Source organism: Pseudomonas sivasensis, from assembly GCF_013778505.1.
GTDB classification, from domain to species: domain Bacteria; phylum Pseudomonadota; class Gammaproteobacteria; order Pseudomonadales; family Pseudomonadaceae; genus Aquipseudomonas; species Aquipseudomonas sivasensis.
In genome coordinates this window covers 168,974-190,056 of sequence record NZ_JAAOWU010000010.1, presented here as the reverse complement: position 1 = coordinate 190,056, position 21,083 = coordinate 168,974, and the positions used below count along the sequence as shown (strand labels likewise).

Annotated in this window: 21 protein-coding genes; 12 read left to right on the top strand and 9 right to left on the bottom strand. The window is 59.8% G+C overall.

Translation table 11 applies throughout. The features are described 5' to 3' along the window. Positions 1–228: 228 nt before the first annotated feature. The 7 genes from G9Q84_RS18095 to G9Q84_RS18065 all read left to right on the top strand — a co-directional run bounded on the left by G9Q84_RS18095 (position 229) and on the right by G9Q84_RS18065 (position 6,030). Positions 229–1,890 (top strand): OFA family MFS transporter, encoded by a 1,662-nt coding sequence (locus G9Q84_RS18095; protein WP_122764253.1) that lies wholly within the window; start codon positions 229–231, stop codon positions 1,888–1,890. A 268-nt stretch (positions 1,891–2,158) separates the two neighbouring features. Next, complete coding sequence (gene hisB, locus G9Q84_RS18090; RefSeq protein ID WP_028615365.1) at positions 2,159–2,755, top strand: imidazoleglycerol-phosphate dehydratase HisB; 597 nt, start codon at positions 2,159–2,161, stop codon at positions 2,753–2,755. Then, entirely contained in the window at positions 2,755–3,393 is a 639-nt protein-coding gene (gene hisH, locus G9Q84_RS18085; protein WP_032890121.1) for an imidazole glycerol phosphate synthase subunit HisH, read from the top strand. The genes hisB and hisH overlap by 1 nt, the downstream gene beginning before the upstream one ends. Then, complete coding sequence (locus tag G9Q84_RS18080) at positions 3,394–3,651, top strand: DUF2164 domain-containing protein (RefSeq protein WP_032890124.1); 258 nt, start codon at positions 3,394–3,396, stop codon at positions 3,649–3,651. It begins immediately after the preceding gene. A 39-nt stretch (positions 3,652–3,690) separates the two neighbouring features. After that, positions 3,691–4,428: a 1-(5-phosphoribosyl)-5-[(5-phosphoribosylamino)methylideneamino]imidazole-4-carboxamide isomerase gene (hisA, locus tag G9Q84_RS18075; RefSeq protein WP_003187784.1), complete on the top strand. Its 738-nt coding sequence runs from the start codon at positions 3,691–3,693 to the stop codon at positions 4,426–4,428. 9 nt (positions 4,429–4,437) lie between these two features. Then, positions 4,438–5,208: an imidazole glycerol phosphate synthase subunit HisF gene (gene hisF / locus G9Q84_RS18070; RefSeq protein WP_003171107.1), complete on the top strand. Its 771-nt coding sequence runs from the start codon at positions 4,438–4,440 to the stop codon at positions 5,206–5,208. Positions 5,209–5,274: 66 nt separating this feature from the next. Then, positions 5,275–6,030 carry a substrate-binding periplasmic protein gene (locus tag G9Q84_RS18065; protein WP_179179650.1) on the top strand — a complete coding sequence of 252 codons (756 nt, stop codon included), beginning with the start codon at positions 5,275–5,277 and terminating at the stop codon, positions 6,028–6,030. Between the two features lie 60 nt (positions 6,031–6,090). Here the strand turns inward: G9Q84_RS18065 and G9Q84_RS18060 are convergent, their stop codons facing one another. From G9Q84_RS18060 to gpmI, 4 genes are all read right to left on the bottom strand, one after another. Next, complete coding sequence (locus G9Q84_RS18060) at positions 6,091–6,864, bottom strand: divergent polysaccharide deacetylase family protein (protein ID WP_181643811.1); 774 nt, start codon at positions 6,862–6,864, stop codon at positions 6,091–6,093. A gap of 1 nt (position 6,865) precedes the next feature. Further along, a complete protein-coding gene (locus G9Q84_RS18055; RefSeq protein ID WP_027605074.1) occupies positions 6,866–8,182 on the bottom strand; it encodes a S41 family peptidase in 1,317 nt (438 codons plus the stop codon). 30 nt (positions 8,183–8,212) lie between these two features. Beyond that, positions 8,213–9,508 (bottom strand): murein hydrolase activator EnvC family protein, encoded by a 1,296-nt coding sequence (locus G9Q84_RS18050; protein ID WP_032890130.1) that lies wholly within the window; start codon positions 9,506–9,508, stop codon positions 8,213–8,215. A gap of 256 nt (positions 9,509–9,764) precedes the next feature. Further along, on the bottom strand, positions 9,765–11,291 hold the full coding sequence (gene gpmI, locus G9Q84_RS18045; RefSeq protein ID WP_032890132.1) for a 2,3-bisphosphoglycerate-independent phosphoglycerate mutase: 1,527 nt from the start codon (positions 11,289–11,291) through the stop codon (positions 9,765–9,767). 151 nt (positions 11,292–11,442) lie between these two features. On the opposite strand from gpmI, the gene G9Q84_RS18040 reads away from it, so the two are divergent. Genes G9Q84_RS18040 through secB form a run of 3 tightly spaced genes read left to right on the top strand, consistent with a single transcriptional unit; the run spans position 11,443 to position 12,634 of the window. Further along, a complete protein-coding gene (locus tag G9Q84_RS18040) occupies positions 11,443–11,856 on the top strand; it encodes a rhodanese-like domain-containing protein (protein ID WP_032890134.1) in 414 nt (137 codons plus the stop codon). 1 nt (position 11,857) lies between these two features. Further along, positions 11,858–12,112 (top strand): glutaredoxin 3, encoded by a 255-nt coding sequence (grxC, locus tag G9Q84_RS18035; protein ID WP_032890136.1) that lies wholly within the window; start codon positions 11,858–11,860, stop codon positions 12,110–12,112. 42 nt (positions 12,113–12,154) lie between these two features. Next, positions 12,155–12,634 carry a protein-export chaperone SecB gene (gene secB / locus G9Q84_RS18030; RefSeq protein ID WP_014716520.1) on the top strand — a complete coding sequence of 160 codons (480 nt, stop codon included), beginning with the start codon at positions 12,155–12,157 and terminating at the stop codon, positions 12,632–12,634. A 127-nt stretch (positions 12,635–12,761) separates the two neighbouring features. On the opposite strand, the gene G9Q84_RS18025 is transcribed toward secB, so the two are convergent. After that, positions 12,762–13,217 carry a tRNA (cytidine(34)-2'-O)-methyltransferase gene (locus G9Q84_RS18025; RefSeq protein WP_010563141.1) on the bottom strand — a complete coding sequence of 152 codons (456 nt, stop codon included), beginning with the start codon at positions 13,215–13,217 and terminating at the stop codon, positions 12,762–12,764. Here G9Q84_RS18025 and G9Q84_RS18020 point away from each other — a divergent pair. Next, positions 13,216–13,656 carry a hypothetical protein gene (locus tag G9Q84_RS18020; RefSeq protein WP_095186151.1) on the top strand — a complete coding sequence of 147 codons (441 nt, stop codon included), beginning with the start codon at positions 13,216–13,218 and terminating at the stop codon, positions 13,654–13,656. The two genes, G9Q84_RS18025 and G9Q84_RS18020, sit on opposite strands and share 2 nt — an antisense overlap. 618 nt (positions 13,657–14,274) lie before the next feature. On the opposite strand, the gene ntrC is transcribed toward G9Q84_RS18020, so the two are convergent. From ntrC to glnA, 4 genes are all read right to left on the bottom strand, one after another. Then, positions 14,275–15,711 (bottom strand): nitrogen regulation protein NR(I), encoded by a 1,437-nt coding sequence (ntrC, locus tag G9Q84_RS18015; protein ID WP_032890139.1) that lies wholly within the window; start codon positions 15,709–15,711, stop codon positions 14,275–14,277. After that, the gene (glnL, locus tag G9Q84_RS18010; protein WP_032890142.1) at positions 15,708–16,793 is read right to left on the bottom strand and encodes a nitrogen regulation protein NR(II); all 1,086 of its coding nucleotides are present in this window, start codon (positions 16,791–16,793) and stop codon (positions 15,708–15,710) included. Before glnL ends, ntrC begins: the two co-directional genes overlap by 4 nt. 311 nt (positions 16,794–17,104) lie before the next feature. Continuing rightward, positions 17,105–17,641, bottom strand: coding sequence for a chorismate mutase (locus G9Q84_RS18005; protein WP_181643810.1), 537 nt, complete (start codon positions 17,639–17,641; stop codon positions 17,105–17,107). 206 nt (positions 17,642–17,847) lie between these two features. Beyond that, positions 17,848–19,254, bottom strand: coding sequence for a type I glutamate--ammonia ligase (gene glnA, locus G9Q84_RS18000; RefSeq protein WP_032890148.1), 1,407 nt, complete (start codon positions 19,252–19,254; stop codon positions 17,848–17,850). Positions 19,255–19,588: 334 nt separating this feature from the next. Between glnA and thiI the strand changes: the two genes are divergently transcribed. Beyond that, on the top strand, positions 19,589–21,043 hold the full coding sequence (gene thiI, locus G9Q84_RS17995) for a tRNA uracil 4-sulfurtransferase ThiI (protein WP_032890151.1): 1,455 nt from the start codon (positions 19,589–19,591) through the stop codon (positions 21,041–21,043). Positions 21,044–21,083 lie beyond the last annotated feature (40 nt).

Genomic DNA, 21,083 nt, shown 5'->3' with positions numbered 1-21,083 from the left:
CAGGTAGCGGGATTCTGGCGTCAAAAAAAGAGAATTTCCTGAAAAAAGTGATATCAGTTTGGTTTTTCCGTCATCCGCAGGTGCTAATCTCTGCGTGTTCGTCCGCCTTCTGCGACCTATCGTCGCGCCAAAATGGAGCTTCACTCATCAAAAACGGCCACGCTTTGCGTGCAAGGCCGAGGGAGAGAGCGCCTGACGGACGCATACTAATAACTGGGGGAAACACCAATGAGCACTAGCACTGCGGCCGGTTCTACCGCCGCACAGCCTGCGTTCCTGTCCAAGGAGCGCATCATCGCCAAGCCCGGGTTCAACCGCTGGCTGGTTCCACCGGCCGCCCTGGCCATCCATCTCTGCATCGGCATGGCCTATGGTTTTTCGGTGTTCTGGCTGCCGCTGTCCAAGGCGCTGGGTATCACCAAGCCCGTTGCCTGCGCGCCAGACATGAGCTTTATCGCCCAAGTCTTCTCGTCCCAATGCGACTGGCCCATCTCCATGCTGGGCTGGATCTACACCCTGTTCTTCATTTTCCTGGGCTGCTCGGCAGCGATCTGGGGCGGCTGGCTGGAACATGCCGGGCCGCGTAAGGCGGGTGTTGTATCGGCGTTGTGCTGGTGCGGCGGCCTGTTGATCTCGGCATTGGGTATTTACACCCACCAGATCTGGCTGATGTGGATCGGTTCCGGCGTCATTGGCGGCATCGGCCTGGGCCTGGGCTATATCTCGCCCGTGTCGACCTTGATCAAGTGGTTCCCGGACAAGCGTGGCATGGCCACTGGTATGGCGATCATGGGTTTCGGTGGGGGCGCGATGGTCGGTGCACCCCTGGCCGCAGCGCTGATGGGTCACTTCGCTTCGCCGACCAGCGTGGGCGTCTGGCAGAGCTTCCTAGTGATGGCCGCGATCTACTTCGTGTTCATGATCGGCGGTGCGCTGTCTTATCGCGTGCCACCGACCGGCTGGAAGCCTGAGGGCTGGACCGCGCCGGCGAAAAAAGCCAGCAATGCGATGATCACCCACCGTCACGTGCATGTGAGCGTGGCGTGGAAAACCCCGCAATTCCGTCTGGTATGGCTGGTGTTGTGCCTGAACGTATCGGCCGGTATCGGCATCCTCGGCATGGCTTCGCCGCTGCTGCAGGAAGTGTTCGGTGGCAAGCTACTGGGTGTTGATGTGCCGTTCGGTCAACTGGATGCCGGGCAACTGGCGTCGATCGCCGCGATCGCCGCGGGTTTCACCGGTCTGTTGAGCTTGTTCAACATCGGCGGCCGGTTCTTCTGGGCGTCGTTCTCCGACTACCTGGGCCGTAAAAATACCTACTTCGTGTTCTTCGCCCTGGGCTTTGCCCTCTACGCGCTGATCCCGAACCTGGGGCACCTGGGCAACGTGGCGCTGTTCGTGGCCGCGTTCTGCATCATCCTGTCGATGTACGGCGGTGGTTTTGCCACCGTTCCGGCTTACCTGGCCGACCTGTTCGGCACCCAGATGGTGGGCGCGATCCACGGTCGCCTGCTGACCGCTTGGGCTGCTGCGGGCGTATTGGGCCCGGTGTTGGTGAACTACCTGCGTGAGTATCAACTGAGCATCGGCGTTGAACGCGCTGCGGCCTATGACATCACCTTGTACATCCTCGCCGGCCTGCTGGTGTTGGGCTTTATCTGCAACATGCTGGTACGTCCGGTGGCCGACAAGTACTTCATGACCGACGCCGAACTGGCTGCCGAACAGGCGCTGGGCCATGACAAGGGCGCGGATGCCACCACTTCCCTGGAGTGGAAAGCAGCCCCCGGTACGGTGCCATTGGCCGTTGCGGCCTGGCTGGTGGTGGGTATTCCGTTGGCGTGGGGTGTGTGGGTGACCCTGCAGAAGACGGCGGTACTGTTCCACTAACACCGCAAAACCATTGTGGGAGGGGGCTTGCTCCCGATAGCGTCAGATCAGTCAGCCACTAGGCGACTGAGCCGCCGCCATCGGAAGCAAGCCCCCTTCCACATTGGCTGTGCAGAGTTTTCATAAGTGGATTCGCACTTGTATGCACATGTCTATCCCCGACACCCCCACTTCAACTCGTCAGTCTTATCCCCTTCGATGTTTCTGTTTAGCGCCCGCGCCCCTATAATGGCTGCCTTTTTCGCCCAATGATTTTGCGGAGCTGGTGATGGCCGAACGTAAGGCGTCCGTCGAGCGCGACACTCTGGAAACCCAGATCAAAGCCTCGATTAACCTGGATGGCACCGGAAAGGCCCGATTTGATATCGGTGTACCTTTTCTTGAGCACATGCTGGACCAGATCGCCCGTCACGGGCTGATCGACCTGGATATCGAAGGCAAGGGCGACCTGCACATCGACGACCACCACATGGTGGAAGACGTAGGCATCACCCTCGGCCAGGCATTTGCCAAGGCCATCGGCGACAAAAAAGGCATCCGTCGCTACGGTCACGCCTATGTCCCGCTGGACGAAGCGCTGTCGCGAGTGGTCATCGACTTCTCCGGCCGCCCAGGCTTGCAGATGCACGTGCCGTACACCCGTGCCAACGTGGGCCGCGGCTTCGACGTCGACCTGTTCCAGGAATTTTTCCAGGGTTTCGTCAACCACGCGCTCGTCAGCCTGCATATCGACAACTTGCGCGGCACCAACACCCACCACCAAATCGAAACCGTGTTCAAGGCTTTCGGCCGCGCGCTGCGCATGGCTGTAGAGTTGGATGACCGCATGGCCGGGCAAATGCCCTCGACCAAGGGCGTTCTGTAATGCAGACGGTCGCGGTTATCGATTACGGCATGGGTAACCTGCACTCGGTGGCCAAGGCCCTCGAACACGTAGGTGCCGGCAAGGTGCTGATCACCAGCGATGCCAACGTGATTCGCGAAGCTGACCGCGTGGTGTTCCCCGGTGTCGGCGCGATTCGCGATTGCATGGCCGAGATCCGCCGTCTGGGCTTTGACAGTCTGGTGCGCGAAGTCAGCCAGGATCGCCCGTTCCTCGGCATCTGCGTGGGCATGCAAGCCTTGCTCGACCGCAGTGAAGAGAACGACGGCGTCGACTGCATCGGCCTGTTCCCTGGCCAGGTGAAGTTCTTCGGCAAGGACCTGCACGAAGATGGCGCCCACCTGAAAGTGCCGCATATGGGCTGGAACGAAGTCAGTCAGACGGTGGATCACCCGCTCTGGCACGACATCCCGGACCTGGCGCGTTTCTATTTCGTGCACAGCTACTACATCGCCGCCGGTAAGCCGGGCCAGGTGGTGGGTGGCGGGCACTACGGCGTCGACTTCGCCGCAGCGTTGGCCGAAGGTTCGCGTTTTGCTGTGCAGTTCCACCCGGAGAAGAGCCATACCCATGGCCTGCAATTGCTGCAGAACTTCGCCGCGTGGGACGGGCGCTGGTAAATGGCCAGGAAGCCGAAGCTGCCGATCTTGAACCTCACGCCTGAGCAGGAGAGTGAGGCTACCCTCAAGATCAAACGCTTCATGGAAGATCGCTTCGAGCTCAAGCTGGGCTCGTTCGAGGTCGCCGAGATTCTTGAGCTGTTCACCACCGAAGTGGCTCCGCACTATTACAACAGGGCGATTTTCGATTCGCAGACGCTCCTTAAAGAAAGGTTCGAAAGCATCGAAAGCGACCTGTGGTCGCTTGAGAAACCCTGATTTCCCAAGCATTGCTGAATATCGAATAAGGTTTGCCAGATGCTGATTATCCCCGCTATCGATCTCAAGGACGGCGCCTGCGTACGTCTGCGCCAAGGCCGCATGGAAGACTCCACCGTGTTCTCCGATGACCCGGTGAGCATGGCTGCCAAATGGGTAGAAGGGGGCTGCCGTCGTCTGCATCTGGTGGACTTGAACGGCGCCTTCGAAGGCCAGCCGGTCAACGGTGAGGTGGTTACCGCCATCGCCAAGCGCTACCCGAATCTGCCGATCCAGATCGGCGGCGGTATCCGCTCCCTGGAAACCATTGAGCACTACGTCAAAGCTGGCGTGAGCTACGTGATCATCGGCACCAAGGCTGTGAAAGACCCGGCCTTCGTTGCTGAAGCCTGCCGCGCGTTCCCAGGCAAAGTTATCGTGGGTCTGGACGCTAAAGATGGCTTCGTCGCCACCGACGGCTGGGCTGAAATCAGCACCGTGCAAGTCATCGACCTGGCCAAGCAGTTCGAAGCTGACGGCGTGTCCGCCATCGTTTATACCGACATCGCCAAAGACGGCATGATGCAGGGCTGCAACGTACCGTTCACGGCCGCGCTGGCTGCGGCGACGAAGATCCCGGTGATTGCTTCCGGCGGTATTCACAACCTGGGCGATATCAAGTCGCTGTTGGACGCCAAGGCGCCAGGGATCATCGGCGCCATCACCGGCCGCGCGATCTATGAAGGTACTCTGGACGTCGCCGAAGCCCAGGCTTACTGCGATGCCTACAACGGCTGAGGACTGACCATGGCGCTGGCCAAACGCATCATCCCTTGCCTGGACGTCGACAATGGTCGCGTGGTCAAGGGCGTCAAGTTCGAGAACATCCGTGATGCCGGCGATCCGGTGGAAATTGCCCGTCGCTACGATGAGCAAGGTGCCGATGAGATTACTTTTCTCGACATCACCGCCAGCGTTGATGGCCGCGACACCACGCTGCACACCGTCGAGCGCATGGCCAGCCAGGTGTTTATCCCGCTGACCGTGGGCGGCGGCGTGCGCACCGTGCAAGACATCCGCAACCTGCTCAATGCTGGCGCGGACAAGGTCTCGATCAACACCGCAGCGGTGTTCAACCCGGAGTTCGTCGGCGAAGCCGCGCAACATTTCGGCTCGCAATGCATCGTAGTGGCTATCGACGCCAAGAAAGTCTCCGGCCCGGGCGAAACCCCGCGCTGGGAGATCTTCACCCACGGCGGTCGCAAGCCGACTGGCCTGGACGCGGTGGAATGGGCGATGAAGATGGAAGGCCTGGGCGCTGGTGAGATCCTGCTGACCAGCATGGACCAGGACGGCATGAAAAACGGCTTCGACCTGGGCGTGACCCGTGCCATCAGCGACGCGCTGGGCATTCCGGTGATCGCTTCCGGCGGCGTCGGCAACCTGCAGCATCTGGCCGACGGCGTGATCGAAGGCCACGCCAGCGCAGTGCTGGCGGCGAGTATTTTCCACTTTGGCGAATACACCGTTCCTGAGGCCAAGGCCTATATGGCGGCGCGCGGTATCGTCGTTCGTTAAACGTTGCTGGACACCATGGCGGGCGCGCGGCACTCTCTGCGCTTGCCATGGATTCCGGTAGCCTTCATGTTCAAGACCCTCTTACTTGCCCTCGCCAGTTCGTCCCTGTTGTTAGTCGGTTCGGCCCATGCCGAGGAACCGTCCGACGCCTCCCTGGTGTTGCTGACGGAAAACTTCCCGCCGTACAACATGGCGAAAAACGGCAAGAACTTCGCCAAGGAAGAAAACATCGAAGGCATCGCCGTGGATATCGTGCGCGAAACCTTCAAGCGTGCGGGCATTTCCTACAACCTCACCCTGCGTTTTCCTTGGGAGCGAATCTACAAACTCGCCCTGGAAAAACCCGGCTATGGCGTATTCGTAATGGCACGTTTGCCGGCTCGCGAAGCGCTGTTCAAGTGGGTCGGCCCCATTGGCCCGGATGATTGGGTGCTGCTGGCCAAGTCGGACAGCAAGATCCAGCTTGCCGAACTTGAGCAAGCGCGGCGCTACAAGATCGGCGCCTATAAAGGCGATGCCATCGCCGAGACCCTGGAGAAACAGGGCCTCAACCCGATCGTAGTGCTGCGTGACCAGGACAATGCGCAAAAGCTCGTGGATGGCCAGATCGACTTGTGGGCTACCGGCGACCCGGCCGGGCGTTACCTGGCACGCCAAGTTGGGGTGACCGGGCTCAAGACCGTGCTGCGATTCAACAGCGCCCAGCTCTACCTCGCGTTGAACAAGGATGTGCCGGACGACTTGGTAGACAAGCTTCAGGCCGCGCTGGACCAGTTGCGTAAAGACGGCGTCGTCGACGAGATCACGGCGAAGTATCTGTAAAAGACCCGAAGTTCTGTAGGCGCTGGCTTGCCAGCTCTTACTGGGATCGTTGCGGCGTTTCTAGCGGTAAACCCCGTCCTTCCCATGCCCAGCCATGGCTTGATTGCTGCGCACGCTGATCATCAGCTTAATATCAATCCACTCGATGCCCTGGGCCTTGAGCTTGGGCAGCTCGCGCTCCAGCACTGCCAGGGTTTGTGGGTAAGGGTGGCCGATCATCACGGCCGAGCCCTGTTTGTGGGCCAGCTTGATCGCGGTTTGCAACTGTGTGGTGATCGCCGCTTCGGTGCGTTCGTCGTCCAGGAACACGTCCCGCGAAACACTCGCCAGACCGATCTTCTGTGCCTCGGCGGCTGCCACTGTCTGCGCGCTGGTACGGCTGTCGACAAAGAACTTGTTGCGCCGCTGCAGCTCGGCCATCAACCAGGCCATTGCCGCAGGTTGAGCCGTCATGCGGCTGCCCATATGGTTGTTGATGCCGGCGTTGTAGGGCACGGCGTTGAACGCGGCGTCCAGGCGTTTGGCGAGTTCTTCGATAGGCAGCTCAGGGTGCCAGGCGAACGGGCCGGTGGCCGGGTCCATGGGCATGTGCAGGATCACGATCTTGCCGGCCTTGTGGGCTTCGCGGGCGAATTCTGCAGCGTGGGGGGTGTCGGGCATGATCGCGGTGGTCACCGGCCCAGGCAGGGCCAGCACGCGGCGATCCCGAGGCAGGTTTTGCCCCAGGTCGTCGATGATCAGCGTCAGATAGGCTTTGTGAGGTTCGCCTGTGGGAGTCGCTTGGGCGACTCCCACCAGGCTGCACAGCAGAGCAAGGATCAGGGCAAATCGCATATCAACGGCTGCGCGTGATGCTCAGCCCCTTGAGCAGGCTCAGCGCCTGAGCCAGTTGATAGTCGTCGTCCTGTGGCATCGGCTTGGCTTTCTTGCTGCTGCCGGTCGGCTGGTCGGCACCGCCGTTGCCATTGCCCAGGTGACCTTGCAGGTCTGCCTCTTTGTAGTACTCGCTGTCGATCTCGTTAGTGATCTTGGCCTTGCGCACTTCGATGTCCGGCACGATGCCCTGGGCCTGGATGGAGCGGCCGTTCGGCGTGTAGTACAGCGCAGTGGTGATCTTCAGTGCGCGATCGTTGTTCAGCGGCAACACGGTCTGCACCGAGCCTTTGCCGAAGCTGGTGGTGCCCATCAGCACGCCGCGTTTCTGGTCCTGCAGGGCGCCGGCGACGATTTCCGAAGCCGAGGCGCTGCCGCCGTTGATCAGCACGGCCAGTGGCACGTTCTCGCTGAGGTCGTTGCCGGTGGCCGAGAAGCGCAGCTCGGAGTTGGCGATACGGCCCTTGGTGTAGACGATCAGACCTTTGGTAATGAAGTGGTCGACCACTTCCACCGCCGACTGCAGCACGCCGCCTGGGTTGTTGCGCAGGTCGAGCACGATGCCGCTGAGTTTCTTGCCGTTGTCCTTGCGCAACTTGGCCAGTGCCTTGGCCACTTCGTCGCCGGTCTTGACCTGGAATTGGGTGATGCGGATGTAACCGTAGCCCGACTCCAGCAGCTGACTCTTCACGCTCTTGACCACGATGGTCGCGCGGGTGAGTGTCACGTCGAACGGGTTGCCACCGTCGCGTACCAGGGTCAGGGTGATTTTCTGGCCGATCTTGCCGCGCATCTTGTCCACGGCTTCGGTCATGGTCTGGCCACGGGTCGGCTGGCCGTTGATTTTGACGATAAAGTCACCAGCCTGGATGCCGGCCTTGGACGCCGGGGTGTCGTCGATGGGTGACACCACCTTGATGTTGCCGTCTTCGGCGCCGACTTCAATGCCCAGGCCACCGAATTCACCGCTGGTGCTTTCCTGCAGTTCAGCGAAATCTTCAGGGCCCAGATAGGCAGAGTGCGGGTCGAGGTTGCTGAGCATGCCCTTGATGGCATTCTCCAGCAGAGTCTTGTCGTCTACGGGTTCGACATAGGCTGCCTTGATGCGGTCCATGACCTCGGCAAAGGTGCGCAACTCGTCCAGCGGCAACGGGGCCTTGGTGGTCGCGGCCGTGGCAGCAGGTGCAGCCGGAGCGGCCTGGTCGGCGAAAGCCAGAGGCGCGCCGATCACCAAGGCGATCGTCAGGGCCAGCGAAGTGAGGCGGGACAAATGCAGCATGTCGAACGAACTCCTAATGTAGATGCGGCCCTATCCTTGGGAACGGCACCATTGTGCGGGATCGCTCGGGCGACCCTGCTGACGAATAGCGAAGTACAGCGCCGGGGTGTCCTGGCCACCACTGTTACCGACAGTGGAGATGGATTCACCGGCTTTTACAACATCACCTGCCGACTTGAGTAACGTCTGATTGTGGCCGTAAAGGCTCAAATAGCCATTGCCGTGGTCAAGAATCACCAACAAACCGGCGCCCCGCAGCCAATCGGCAAACACCACACGCCCGCCGTGAACGGCGTGGACCTGGCTGCCGGCGGAGGCGCTGATCATCACTCCATCCCACTTGGCGCGGGTGTCGTCGCCACGGGTTTCACCGAAGCGTGCCAGTAGTCGACCATCAACAGGCCATGGAAGTTTTCCTCGCGCTGAAGCAAAAGGGCCGCCGAAAGACTCGCCGGCGCTGGAAACCAACGGTCCAGGCGCTGCATGTGCCGGTTTACGTGGCGCCGGAGCGTCAGTGGTGGCTGCCAGTTCGGCCTCACGCTGGCGCTTTTTTTCGGCTTCCTGCTGGGCGATCAGCGCTTTCTGGCGCGCTTCTTCGGCCTCGCGTGCCTGGCGCGCCAGGGTTTCTTCGATGGTCTTGAGCACTTTGGCCAGGTCGGCTTGGTCTTGCTCGCGGGCCTGGAGCTTGGCGTCGCGGGCTTTCACGTCGTCATTGAGCTTGGCCAGGGCCAGCTGGCGCTCCTTGCGGACCTTGTCCAGCTCATCGCGCTGGGTGTCGAGGGCGCTTTTCTGGTCTTCCAACTGCGACTGCTGGTTGGCGATTTCCTGTTCGACGTTGACCAACTGGCGCAGAGTCTCGTTGAAGCTTTTCAATTGCTCCAGGCGGGCTTTGCTCAGGTAGTCGTAGTAGGTCAGGGTGCGCGCGAATTTCTCAGGGTTCTGCTGGTTGAGCAGCAGCTTGAGGTATTCCTGGCGGCCACTCTGGTAGGCGGCGCGGGCCTGGATCGCGATCAGACGTTGCTGTTCAACGCGTGCGCTCTGGAGTTTTTTTTTCTCAGCGTCGAGTCGCTCCAGTTCCGACTCGCTCTTCTTTAATTCTTTTTGCAGCTCTTGGACTTGCTTCTCTAGCTTGCCCATTTCGGTTTCCGTGCCGCGCAGGTCTTTCTGCACCCCGGATTTTTCTTCCTGGAGCTTGCCGAGCAGTTTTTTCAGCTCGGTAATGTCCTGACGCGTAGCGTCCAACTGTTGTTGGGTTTGTGCGCGCTCATCGGCAAACGCCGGTTGGAGCAGGCAGACAAGAGCAAGGGTAATCAAGGCGCGAAGCATAGAGGCGGGCGACACCAGGGAAAGGGACGGCCTAGTATGCCCGCCAAGCGCTGCAAAAAAAACGCCCAATTGGGGCTGGCGGGCAAGATAGGCGCCGAGTGGCGGTGGTATGGCAAAAAGACATCTTCCAAACACGGGAGATCCAATGTGGGAAGGGTTTGCCCCCGATTGCAGTGTGTCAGCTGAATATGTGTTGGCTGACCCATTGCTATCGGGGGCAAGCCCCCTCCCACACTGTTCAATGGTGTGGTTGAAATCAAACCAGAATCGAGGTCCCGGTCATCTCCGCTGGCTTCTCCAGCCCCATCAGCATCAGCATGGTTGGCGCCACATCCGCCAACACCCCGCCGTCACGCACTTTGAAGTCGCGCTTGCCCACGTAGATGAACGGCACTGGCTCAGTGGTGTGAGCGGTGTGTGCCTGGCCGGTGGACTCGTCGGACATCTGCTCGCAATTGCCGTGGTCGGCCGTGATCAGCGCTTCGCCGCCGACTTTTTCCAGGGCGTCGACGATGCGGCCGACGCACAAGTCCAGGCATTCCACGGCCTTGGTCGCGGCTTCCAGGTTGCCGCTGTGGCCAACCATGTCGCCGTTGGCGTAGTTGACCACGATCACGTCGTAACGCTGGTGGTCGATGGCGTCGACGATTTTGTCGGTGACTTCCGGCGCGCTCATTTCCGGCTGCAGGTCGTAGGTGGCGACTTTTGGCGACGGGATCAGGATGCGCTCTTCGCCTGGGAAAGGTTCTTCACGGCCGCCCGAGAAGAAGAAGGTCACGTGGGCGTATTTTTCAGTTTCGGCAATGCGCAGTTGGGTCTTGCCGTTTTTCGCCAGGTAATCGCCGAGCACGTTGTCCAGGCTGCCCGGAGCAAAGGCGGCGGGGGCCGGGATGCTCGCGGCGTATTGGGTCAGGCCGACGTAGTGCACTTTTGGCTGGCGGGCGCGTTCGAACTCGCTGAAGCCGTCTTCGACGAACACGCGGCTCAGCTCGCGGGCACGGTCGGCGCGGAAGTTCATGAACACCACGGCGTCGCCGTCTTCGACTTTTACCGGCTCGCCGATGGTGGTGGCCTTGACGAACTCATCGCTTTCGCCACGGGCGTAGGCGGCTTCCAGGCCTTCTTGGGCGGTGGCGGCGTTGAATTCGGCCTGACCGTCGACGATCAGGTTGTAGGCTTGGGACACTCGGTCCCAACGGTTGTCACGATCCATGGCGAAGTAACGGCCCACGATGCTTGCAATGCGGCCTTTGCCCAGGGCGGCGAATGTGGCGTCCAGCAGCTCGATGGACGATTGCGCGCTTTTTGGAGGAGTGTCGCGACCGTCGAGGAAGGCGTGCAGGTAGATCTTCTCGGCGCCGCGCTTGAAGGCCAGTTCGGCCATGGCAACCAGATGGTCTTGGTGGCTGTGTACACCGCCGTCGGATAATAGGCCCATGAAGTGCACGGCCTTGCCGTCGGCTACTGCTTTATCTACCGCTGCGCAGATGGTCGGGTTCTCGAAGAACTCGCCGTCGCGGATCGCTTTGGTCACTCGTGTGAAGTCTTGATATACCACTCGTCCGGCGCCGAGGTTCATATGGCCGACTTCCGAGTTGCCCATTTGCCCGTCGGGCAGGCCCACGTCCATGCCCGAACCGGAGATCAGGCCGTTGGGGACGCTGGCGGTCAAACGGTCCAGTACAGGCTTCTTGGCCGCGTATACCGCGTTGTCGTGGTGGCTTTCACTGTGTCCGAAGCCATCGAGAATTATCAGGACCAAAGGTTTAGGCGTAGTAGTCATAGATCCTCTCGCGGCGGTAATAAAGGAAGGCAATTGAAAAGGGAGTGGCAGTTTAAAGCGAAGTTCCGACCACGTCACCGCTTTACGGGGGTTGGCCCCCCCTGACGGCTGTGTATACTTACCGCCATTTTAACGCCCTGGAACCTCCTTGATGGTTGATCACCTGATTGCATTTGCCACTGCCCACTATCTGCTCGTGGGTGCCTTCGTCATCCTGCTGGCGCTGCTGATCGCTCACGAATTGAGCCGTGGTGGTCGCAGCCTGAGCACGTCGGAGCTGACCGCGCTGGTCAACAAGGATGAGGCCATTGTGGTGGATATCCGCCCAGCCAAGGAATTCGCTGCCGGCCATATCGTCGGTGCACTGAACATTCCACAGGACAAGCTGATCGCGCGCCTGGCCGAGCTGGAAAAACACAAGGCCAAGACCATCATCCTGGTCGACGCCCAAGGCCAGCACGCCGGCACTCACGCCCGCGAAATGCTCAAGACCGGTTTCACCGCGGCCAAGCTGTCCGGTGGCATCAGCAGCTGGCGCGCCGATAACCTGCCGCTGGTGAAGTGATATGAGCCAGGTTGTCGTCTACTCCAGCGATTATTGCCCTTATTGCATGCGAGCCAAGGCTCTGCTGGATAAGAAGGGCGTTGCCTTCGAAGAGATCAAGGTCGACGGCAAGCCCCAGGTGCGCGCCGAAATGGCCCAGAAGGCGGGACGCACGTCTGTGCCGCAGATCTGGATCGGCGCCAAACACATCGGTGGCTGCGACGACCTGTTTGCCCTGGAGCGCGCCGGTAAACTCGATGCGCTGCTGCTCGTCTGACTCCTAAACCCTAAAAGACCCCAAGATCAAGAAGGATCTGCGATGACTGACCAACAGAACACCGAAGCAGCAGAAGCTCAAGGCCCACAGTTCTCGCTGCAGCGTATCTACGTGCGTGACCTGTCGTTCGAAGCGCCGAAAAGCCCGGCCATCTTCCGCCAGGAGTGGACCCCAAGCGTTGCGCTGGACCTGAACACCCGTCAAAAGGCACTGGAAGGCGACTTCCACGAAGTTGTGCTGACCCTGTCGGTCACCGTCAAGAACGGTGAAGAAGTGGCCTTCATTGCTGAAGTGCAACAGGCCGGTATCTTCCTGATCCAGGGCCTGGACGAAGCGTCCATGAGCCACACCCTGGGCGCGTTCTGCCCGAACATCCTGTTCCCGTATGCCCGTGAGACCCTGGACAGCCTGGTCACCCGTGGTTCGTTCCCTGCGCTGATGCTGGCTCCGGTGAACTTCGATGCCCTGTACGCTCAAGAGCTGCAGCGCATGCAACAGGAAGGCGCACCGACGGTTCAGTAATCTCGAACCCGACGCAGAACCCAATGTGGGAGGGGGCTTGCTCCCGATAGCGGTGGATCAGTCAGATAGATGTCGACTGACACTCCGCCATCGGGGGCAAGCCCCCTCCCACATTTTGTTTGGTGTGTTATTTGAAACCGAGTTGGCGCCAACCTTCGTACACGGCAACGGCTACGGTGTTGGACAGGTTCAGGCTGCGGCAGCCTTCGCGCATTGGCAGGCGAAGGCGATGCCCATCGGGCAGGGCGTCGAGCACTTCGGCCGGCAGGCCACGGCTCTCCGGGCCGAACAGGAAGGCATCGCCCTCAGCAAAACTGGCATCATGGAACGGTCGCGAACCCTTGGTGGTGAACGCGAACAAGCGCGGATGCCCCAGGCTTTCCAGGCAGCTGGCCAAGTCGGCGTGGCGCTGGAGCGTGGCGTACTCGTGGTAGTCCAGCCCGGCACGGCGCAGACGCTTGTCGTCCATGTCGAAGCCCAGGGGCTCGATCAAATGCAGGTGGCAGCCACTGTTGGCGCACAGCCTGATAACGTTGCCGGTATTCGGCGGAATTTCTGGTTGAAAAAGGATGACGTGAAACATGCACGGCTCCGAAGGCAAAGATGCGCTGCATTCTACCCCTGAAGAAGACCCAAGACCGAAGCTATTGCCAAGGGTCATGGGCTCGCTGGCGATTGTCGGCTTGATGGTGGGGCTGATGATTGGCCGGCTGACCACAGCGGACCCGGTCGAACTGCAACAGGTAGAGACGACCACGGATGGCGTAGTGGTGTGGTTCAACAGCGAACCCAAGCTGCACGGCGAGCATATCGATGGCACCGTGGCGTTGCTGTTTGATGCCCAAGGCAAGGCCAGCACCGGGCAACTTAAGGTCAACGACAAGGACGTGAACTGGCGCGTGCGCAAGACCGATGGCGGCCTGCTGCTGAACCTGGTCGCGGCTCGGCCGTTGCGCGGGGAGTGGAAGGGAGAAGAGGTCGATGACCGCTGGCGGTTGGAGATCCATCTCCAGGAGCAATAAAAGAGGGAATCCCCGGCCTGCCTGTACCAAGGTCCCCAAAACGGGCTGGGGCTATGGGCGCTGTGCCACATAAGCCCCGGTGTAAAGAAGGGAGTTCCCGGCCTGCCTGTACCAGGGCTCCCAAAACGGGGTGAAGCCATCAAAGCTTCGTTGTTAAAGAGGGAGTCCCCGGCCTGCCTGTACCGAGGTTCCCCAAAGCGGTGTGGAGCGCGACGCGGTTCGCATCAAGCACCCCGGGTGTAAAGAGGGGATTCTCGGCCTGCCTGTACCAAGGTCCCCGAAACTGGGTTGTACTTGGGTTATTGCAGGGCGCGTGCCAGAGTGGCTAAGTTGTGCCAAAAAAATTCTTCAAAAAGCGCAAAGCCCCGGATTACGGGGCTTTGGTGTTTTCGGAATTCAGCATTCTCTTAACAAAACGGTTGGTTCGGGCGTGGAACGTGTGCGCGATGCTAGAACAGGGTGCATTGAAGCGGTGCACGGTTCTGAGTCCGTGTGTAGGTCAAAATGTGGGAGGGGGCTTGCTCCCGATGGCGGTGTATCAGGCACAGATGTTGTGACTGACCTACTGCTATCGGGAGCAAGCCCCCCTCCCACATTAGACCTCAGTGGATTCGAGATTCAGGCGTCGTCGCCCTCATCGTCGTCACCACCGTCCACTTTCATGCCCAGCTCCTTGATCTTGCGCGTCAGGGTATTGCGACCCCAGCCCAGCAACACCGCAGCATCGCGCCGGCGGCCGGCGGTGTGCTTGAGGGCGGTCTCGATCATGATCCGCTCGAACGCTGGTACGGCACTGTCCAGCAGGTTCGACTGGCCCCGTGCCAGTGCCTGGTCGGCCCATTGACGCAGCGCCTGCTCCCAATTGGTCACTGGTGCCGAATCCTGCGGCAGGCTCAAAAGCTCCGGCGGCAGGTCGCCGATATGCACTTCGCGCCCGGACGCCATCACCGTGATCCAGCGGCAGGTGTTCTCCAACTGGCGCACGTTGCCTGGCCATGGCAGGTTCTTCAGGTATTCCTCGGTCTCGCTTTTCAAAAGCTTCGGCTCGACCGCCAGCTCCAGGGCGGCGCGGCTGAGGAAGTGGCGGGCGAGGGTGGGGATATCTTCGCGGCGGTCCGACATGCGGGGGATGTGGATGCGAATCACGTTGAGGCGATGGAACAAGTCCTCACGGAACTTGCCCGCATGCACCAGGGTTTCCAGGTTCTGGTGAGTCGCGGCGATGATGCGCACATCAACCTTGACCGGTGTGTGACCGCCCACGCGGTAGAACTCGCCGTCCGCCAGTACGCGCAGCAGGCGAGTCTGGGTGTCGGCCGGCATATCGCCGATCTCATCGAGGAACAGCGTGCCACCATCCGCCTGTTCAAAGCGTCCGCGACGCAGGTTGGCGGCGCCGGTGAACGCGCCTTTCTCATGGCCGAACAACTCGGACTCCATCAAGTCCTTGGGGATCGCTGCCATGTTCAGTGCGATAAACGGCGACGCTGCCCGTGGGCTATGACGGTGCAGAGCGTGGGCTACCAGCTCTTTACCGGTACCCGACTCGCCGTTGATCAGCACGGTGATGTTGGAGTGGCTCAAGCGCCCGATGGCGCGAAACACTTCCTGCATCGCCGGCGCTTCACCGATGATTTCCGGGGTGCGGGTCAGGGCCGGCGGGGCTTCCTGATTCTGTTGTTCCTGGGCGTGCTGGTTGGCGCGCTTGACCAGCGCCACAGCCTCGTCCACGTCAAACGGCTTGGGCAGGTATTCGAATGCGCCGCCCTGGTAAGACGCGACAGCGCTGTCCAGGTCGGAGTGCGCAGTCATGATGATCACCGGCAGGCGCGGGTGCTGCTCGCGGATGCGTGCCAGCAGGTCCAGGCCACTGGCGCCTGGCATGCGGATGTCAGAAATAATCACGTCGGGCTGCTGGCGCGCCAGGCGGCTCATCACCCCGTCGGCGCTGTCGAAGCTCTGGGTGGTCATGCCTTCCTGTTGCAAGGCTTTCTCAAGGACCCAGCGGATAGAACGGTCGTCATCGACGATCCAGACAGTTTCACTACGGCTCATGTCGATGGGGCTCCTTGTTCCAGAGGCAGAAAGATCGAGAACGTGGTGTGGCCGGGATGGCTCTCACATTCGATCAGACCCTGGTGCTGGCTGATGATGTTCTGGGTGATGGCCAGGCCCAGCCCGGTACCGTCCGGGCGGCCGCTGACCATGGGAAAGAAGATAGTTTCCTGAAGTTCCGCAGGAATGCCTGGGCCGTTGTCGATGATCTCGACCTTGGTCACCAGGCGATGGCGCACGTGGCCGATGGTGAACTGGCGCAGTGCGCGGGTGCGCAGGCTGATGCGGCCCAGGCGCAATTCGTTCTGGCTGCTGATGGCCTGCATGGCGTTGCGCACGATGTTGAGCACCGCTTGGATCATCTGTTCGCGGTCGATCAACACGTCGGGAATGCTCGGGTCGTAGTCGCGCACCAAGGTGATGCAGCCCTGGCTTTCCGCCTCTACCAGATGACAGACGCGCTCAAGTACTTCGTGCACGTTGGTCATCGCAAGGGACGGCAGCTTGTTGGAGCCGAGCATGCGGTCCACCAGGTTACGCAGGCGGTCGGCTTCTTCGATGATGACGTTGGTGTAGTCCTTGAGGTTCTCGTCCGGTAACTCGCGGGCCAGCAACTGCGCTGCGCCACGGATGCCGCCCAACGGGTTCTTGATCTCATGGGCGAGGCCACGTACCAGCATCTTGCTGGTTTCTTGCTTGGACAACTGCGCTTCTTCTTTGGTGATGCGCAGCAGGCGGTCACGGGGATGTACTTCAAGCAGCAGCAGGGTCGCGCCGTTGCTCAGGATCGGGGTCACAGCGTAGTCGACGGTCAATGTCTGCCCGGTAAGGGCCGTGAGCATCGCTTCACGCTTGGTGAATGGATGCGCCTGCTCCACCGCCTGGCGTAACGAGCTCAAGGCTTCGGCCGACTCGGTGAACAGCTCGCTGATGAACTGCCCATGGCTGCGCTGGCCACTGATGGCCAGAAGCATCTCCGCCGCCGGGTTCATGTACTCAAGACGCAAGTCGTCATTGAGCAGGATGGTCGCGGTGGTCAGGTTGTCGAGTAGCAAACGGTGCAGTGCATCGCTGATGGTCATCAGGACCTCTTTTGGAGCAAGGCGCGGGCTTGAGGCACACGCTGATACAAGGAAAATGCAAAAACCAAACCAAGGCTCCGAAAAGAAGCGCGAAAGCCCTGAAATGGGGGGTTAGGGCCCGAAACTGTGGCGTTCTGCCAGCTTGAACGGGAAGTTTCGAACCAAAATGGTGTTAGTCATTGGGGTGGGTGCAGGATGTCGCACCAATATAGTGCGGTTTTGTGAAGGTTGTTCAGGAAGTGCCGAAATCATATAAATCAAATGTGGGAGGGGTTGCCCCTCTTCCACATTTTTGGATCGGGGTTACAGTTTTAGTCTTTGTAGATACACAGCTCGCCCGTAGCGCGGATCATCGCCAATTGCCGCAGTGGGTCGTTCAGCGGCTCATGTACCGCTTCGGCCAGCCATTGAGGGCACTGCGGGTCGGTACGTTGTGGAGTGAAGTCCGCCAGTTGTTGCAGCAGGCGTTTTTGCAATTGATCCAGTTGCGGGCGAATCTGCTTTACCAGGTCCGGGCGCGGGTCGTCGGGTGCCTTGCCCTGGAACTGCCAGTCGGACAGGTGGGTGTACTGCACCAGCTTGTTTGCCTCGATCTGCGCCGAGAAAAATTGCTCGGCGGCGGCGGGCTCCAGTTTGTAGCTCGGTGCCTGGGCAATGACGCTGGCGAGCACATCTTGCTCGCGCTTTTTGTCTTCTACCGGTTTTTTGCTGTCCCATTTGCTCAGGGCCACCTGGTCGGCAATGGTCAGGCGTTCGGCGATGCTGTTGAGCAATGGCTCCAGTGTCGGCGGTGCAGCGAATGCACTGGCGCTGACGAATAATAGAGCGAACACAAGTCGACGTTTCAATGCTGATCTCCTTGTGGGAGGGGGCTTGCCCCCGATAGCAGAGTGTCAGTCAGCACCTGTATCAGCTGACCCACCGCTATCGGGAGCAAGCTCCCTCCCACCTTTTTGATTAGGTTTGCAGGTGTGGAACTGTGTAATTCACGGGCAAAAAAAGACCTCCCGAAGGAGGTCTTTTTTGTCACGCCACTTTAAGCAGCGCTACCGGATCAGCAGCTGTAGTACAGCTCGTATTCCAGTGGGTGTACGAAGGTACGAACCTTGATTTCTTCTTCGCTTTTCAGGCCGATGTAAGCGTCGATGAAGTCGTCGCTGAATACGCCGCCTTTGGTCAGGAACGCACGGCCCTTGTCCAGCTCTTCCAGGGCTTCTTTCAGGCTGCCGCACACTTGTGGGATCTCTTTGGCCTCTTCAGGCGGCAGGTCGTACAAGTTTTTGTCGGCAGCGTCGCCAGGGTGGATCTTGTTCTGGATACCGTCCAGGCCGGCCATAACCAGAGCAGCGAAGGCCAGGTAAGGGTTGGCTGCTGGATCCGGGAAGCGAGCTTCGATACGGCGAGCGCGTGGGCTGGAGACGTAAGGAATACGGATCGAAGCGGAACGGTTGCGCGCCGAGTAGGCCAGCATTACCGGAGCTTCGAAACCTGGGACCAGACGCTTGTAGGAGTTGGTCGAAGGGTTGGTGAAGCCGTTCAGGGCCTTACCGTGCTTGATGATGCCGCCGATGAAGTACAGGGCGGTATCGGACAGGCCGGCATAACCTTCGCCAGCGAAAGTGTTCTTGCCATCTTTGGCGATGGACAGGTGAACGTGCATACCCGAACCGTTATCGCCGTACAGAGGCTTAGGCATGAAGGTTGCGGTACGGCCGTAGGCAACGGCAGTGTTGTGTACGCAGTACTTCAGGGTCTGAACTTCGTCAGCCTTGGCAACCAGGGTGTTGAACTTCACACCGATTTCGTTCTGGCCGGCAGTCGCCACTTCGTGGTGGTGAACTTCGATGACCAGGCCCATGTCTTCCATGGCGTTGCACATGGAGGTACGGATTTCGTGGTCGTGGTCGAACGGCGGAACTGGGAAGTAACCACCTTTGATGCCTGGACGGTGGCCATGGTTGCCGCCTTCCACGTCCTGATCGGACATCCACGAACCTTGTTCAGAGTAGATCTTGAACATGGAGCCGGAGATGTCGGACTTGAACTTCACTTGGTCAAAGATGAAGAATTCTGGCTCTGGGCCTACGAATACGGTGTCACCGATACCGGTCGACTTCAGGTATTCCTCGGCACGCTTGGCGATCGCACGTGGGTCGCGGTCGTAGCCTTGCATGGTCGAAGGCTCGATCACGTCGCACACCAGGATCAGGGTGGCTTCTTCGGTGAACGGGTCCAGCACGGCAGTGCTGTCGTCCGGCATCAGGATCATGTCGGAGGCTTCGATGCCTTTCCAGCCAGCGATGGAGGAACCGTCGAACATTTTGCCTTCTTCGAAGAACGCATCATCCAGCGCATCGCGAGCCGGCATGGTCACGTGGTGCTGAGTGCCTTTGGTGTCCGTGAAGCGCAGATCAATCCATTTAACGTCATGATCTTTGATGAGTTGAACCGACTTCGACATAGTGTCCTCCGGGTGGCTTCGGGCTGGGGTAGTGGAGTTAGCCCTTAGAATGTGGGTGATGCCGGCGCGGATAGTCCGCCATGGCAACCTGCCTCACAAGAGAGCAAATTGCATGCCAGTGCGCCAACATGGGTTTTTTGCTCCAAAAACGCCCCTATAAAGGTGCATTGCGACAAAAGCGCGAAATTCGCGCACTGCAATGTGGCGTCGATGCATGCAAATGCACTGCTTTAGTGCGAGTCGAGTGATGTGCATATTAACTGGTTAAACCTTGAGCGATTTCCGCTATAATCCGCGCCCCCCTTTTTCGGCAGGCCCTGCGCGCGCTGTTTCCATGAAATTAATCGTTAAAGTCTTCCCCGAGATCACCATCAAGAGCCGACCGGTACGGATGCGTTTCATCCGTCAGTTGGCCAAGAACATCCGTGCCGTGCTCCGCGATCTGGACCCGGCTGTGGTGGTGAACGGTGTGTGGGACAACCTCGAACTGGAAACCCGCCTCACCGACGCCAAAGCCTTGAAGGACATGACCGAGCGCCTGAGCTGCATGCCGGGTATCGCGCATTTCCTCCAGGTGGATGAGTACCCGCTGGGCGACTTCGATGACATCACCGAAAAATGCAAACGGCACTTCGGTGACAGCCTTGAAGGCAAGATTTTTTCGGTACGCTGCAAGCGTGCCGGCAAGCACCCATTCAGCTCCATGGACGTCGAGAAATACGTCGGCAGCAAGCTGCGTCGCGAGTGCGGCGCCGCCGGAATTTCCTTAAAAGCGCCACAAATTGAAGTGCGCATGGAAATTCGCGACCAACGGTTGTTTGTGATTCACAGCCAGCACGACAGCATCGGCGGCTACCCGTTGGGCGCCCTGGAACAGACCCTGGTATTGATGTCCGGCGGTTTCGATTCCACGGTCGCGGCCTACCAGATCATGCGCCGCGGCCTGATGAGCCACTTCTGCTTCTTTAATCTGGGTGGGCGTGCACACGAATTGGGCGTGATGGAAGTCGCGCACTTTATCTGGAAGAAGTACGGCAGCTCCCAACGCGTGCTATTTGTGAGCGTACCGTTTGAGGAAGTGCTGGGCGAAATTCTCGGTAAAGTCGATAACAGTCATATGGGCGTAGTATTGAAGCGTATGATGTTGCGCGCTGCGTCTCGGATTGCCGATCAGTTGCAGATCGACGCCCTGGTGACCGGCGAAGCGATTTCCCAGGTTTCCAGCCAGACGCTGCCGAACCTGTCGCTGATCGACTGCGTGACCGAGAAGCTGGTGTTGCGCCCACTGATCGCCAGCCACAAGCAGGACATCATCGATTTGGCAGAAGAAATCGGCACCGCCGACTTCGCCAAGCATATGCCTGAATACTGCGGGGTCATCTCGGTGAATCCCAAGACCCACGCCAAGCGCAACCGCGTGGAGTACGAAGAACAACAGTTTGATATGGCGATTCTGGAGCGTGCGCTTCAGAACGCCAAGCTGGTCCCGATCGATCGTGTTATCGACGAATTGGGCCAGGATGTGCAGATCGAAGAAGTCAGTGAAGCCCTGGCCGGCCAGATTGTTGTCGACATCCGTCACCCGGATGCCGCTGAAGATGAGCCGCTGGAAATTCCTGGCGTCGACGTACAAACGCTGCCGTTCTACGCATTGAACGCGCGTTTCAAGGAACTGGATGACAGCCGTCAGTACCTGCTGTATTGCGACAAAGGCGTGATGAGTCGCCTGCATGCCCACCATTTGCTCAGTGAGGGGCATGCCAATGTGCGCGTTTATCGACCGAGCTAAGAGCCCGGGGCTGTTTGCCTGTGGCCTGCGTCACCGGCCC

Bases quoted from the DNA above. Each gene is read 5' to 3' on its own strand.
- ntrC (WP_032890139.1), bottom strand. From the start codon at position 15,711: ATGAGCCGTAGTGAAACTGTCTGGATCGTCGATGACGACCGTTCTATC.
- G9Q84_RS18080 (WP_032890124.1), top strand. From the start codon at position 3,394: ATGGCCAGGAAGCCGAAGCTGCCGATCTTGAACCTCACGCCTGAGCAG.
- glnA (WP_032890148.1), bottom strand. From the start codon at position 19,254: ATGTCGAAGTCGGTTCAACTCATCAAAGATCATGACGTTAAATGGATT.
- thiI (WP_032890151.1), top strand. From the start codon at position 19,589: ATGAAATTAATCGTTAAAGTCTTCCCCGAGATCACCATCAAGAGCCGA.
- G9Q84_RS18020 (WP_095186151.1), top strand. From the start codon at position 13,216: ATGCACGGCTCCGAAGGCAAAGATGCGCTGCATTCTACCCCTGAAGAA.
- grxC (WP_032890136.1), top strand. From the start codon at position 11,858: ATGAGCCAGGTTGTCGTCTACTCCAGCGATTATTGCCCTTATTGCATG.
- G9Q84_RS18065 (WP_179179650.1), top strand. From the start codon at position 5,275: ATGTTCAAGACCCTCTTACTTGCCCTCGCCAGTTCGTCCCTGTTGTTA.
- hisH (WP_032890121.1), top strand. From the start codon at position 2,755: ATGCAGACGGTCGCGGTTATCGATTACGGCATGGGTAACCTGCACTCG.
- G9Q84_RS18025 (WP_010563141.1), bottom strand. From the start codon at position 13,217: ATGTTTCACGTCATCCTTTTTCAACCAGAAATTCCGCCGAATACCGGC.
- hisA (WP_003187784.1), top strand. From the start codon at position 3,691: ATGCTGATTATCCCCGCTATCGATCTCAAGGACGGCGCCTGCGTACGT.
- secB (WP_014716520.1), top strand. From the start codon at position 12,155: ATGACTGACCAACAGAACACCGAAGCAGCAGAAGCTCAAGGCCCACAG.
- gpmI (WP_032890132.1), bottom strand. From the start codon at position 11,291: ATGACTACTACGCCTAAACCTTTGGTCCTGATAATTCTCGATGGCTTC.
- G9Q84_RS18095 (WP_122764253.1), top strand. From the start codon at position 229: ATGAGCACTAGCACTGCGGCCGGTTCTACCGCCGCACAGCCTGCGTTC.
- G9Q84_RS18040 (WP_032890134.1), top strand. From the start codon at position 11,443: ATGGTTGATCACCTGATTGCATTTGCCACTGCCCACTATCTGCTCGTG.
- G9Q84_RS18055 (WP_027605074.1), bottom strand. From the start codon at position 8,182: ATGCTGCATTTGTCCCGCCTCACTTCGCTGGCCCTGACGATCGCCTTG.
- G9Q84_RS18060 (WP_181643811.1), bottom strand. From the start codon at position 6,864: ATGCGATTTGCCCTGATCCTTGCTCTGCTGTGCAGCCTGGTGGGAGTC.
- hisF (WP_003171107.1), top strand. From the start codon at position 4,438: ATGGCGCTGGCCAAACGCATCATCCCTTGCCTGGACGTCGACAATGGT.
- glnL (WP_032890142.1), bottom strand. From the start codon at position 16,793: ATGACCATCAGCGATGCACTGCACCGTTTGCTACTCGACAACCTGACC.
- hisB (WP_028615365.1), top strand. From the start codon at position 2,159: ATGGCCGAACGTAAGGCGTCCGTCGAGCGCGACACTCTGGAAACCCAG.
- G9Q84_RS18050 (WP_032890130.1), bottom strand. From the start codon at position 9,508: ATGCTTCGCGCCTTGATTACCCTTGCTCTTGTCTGCCTGCTCCAACCG.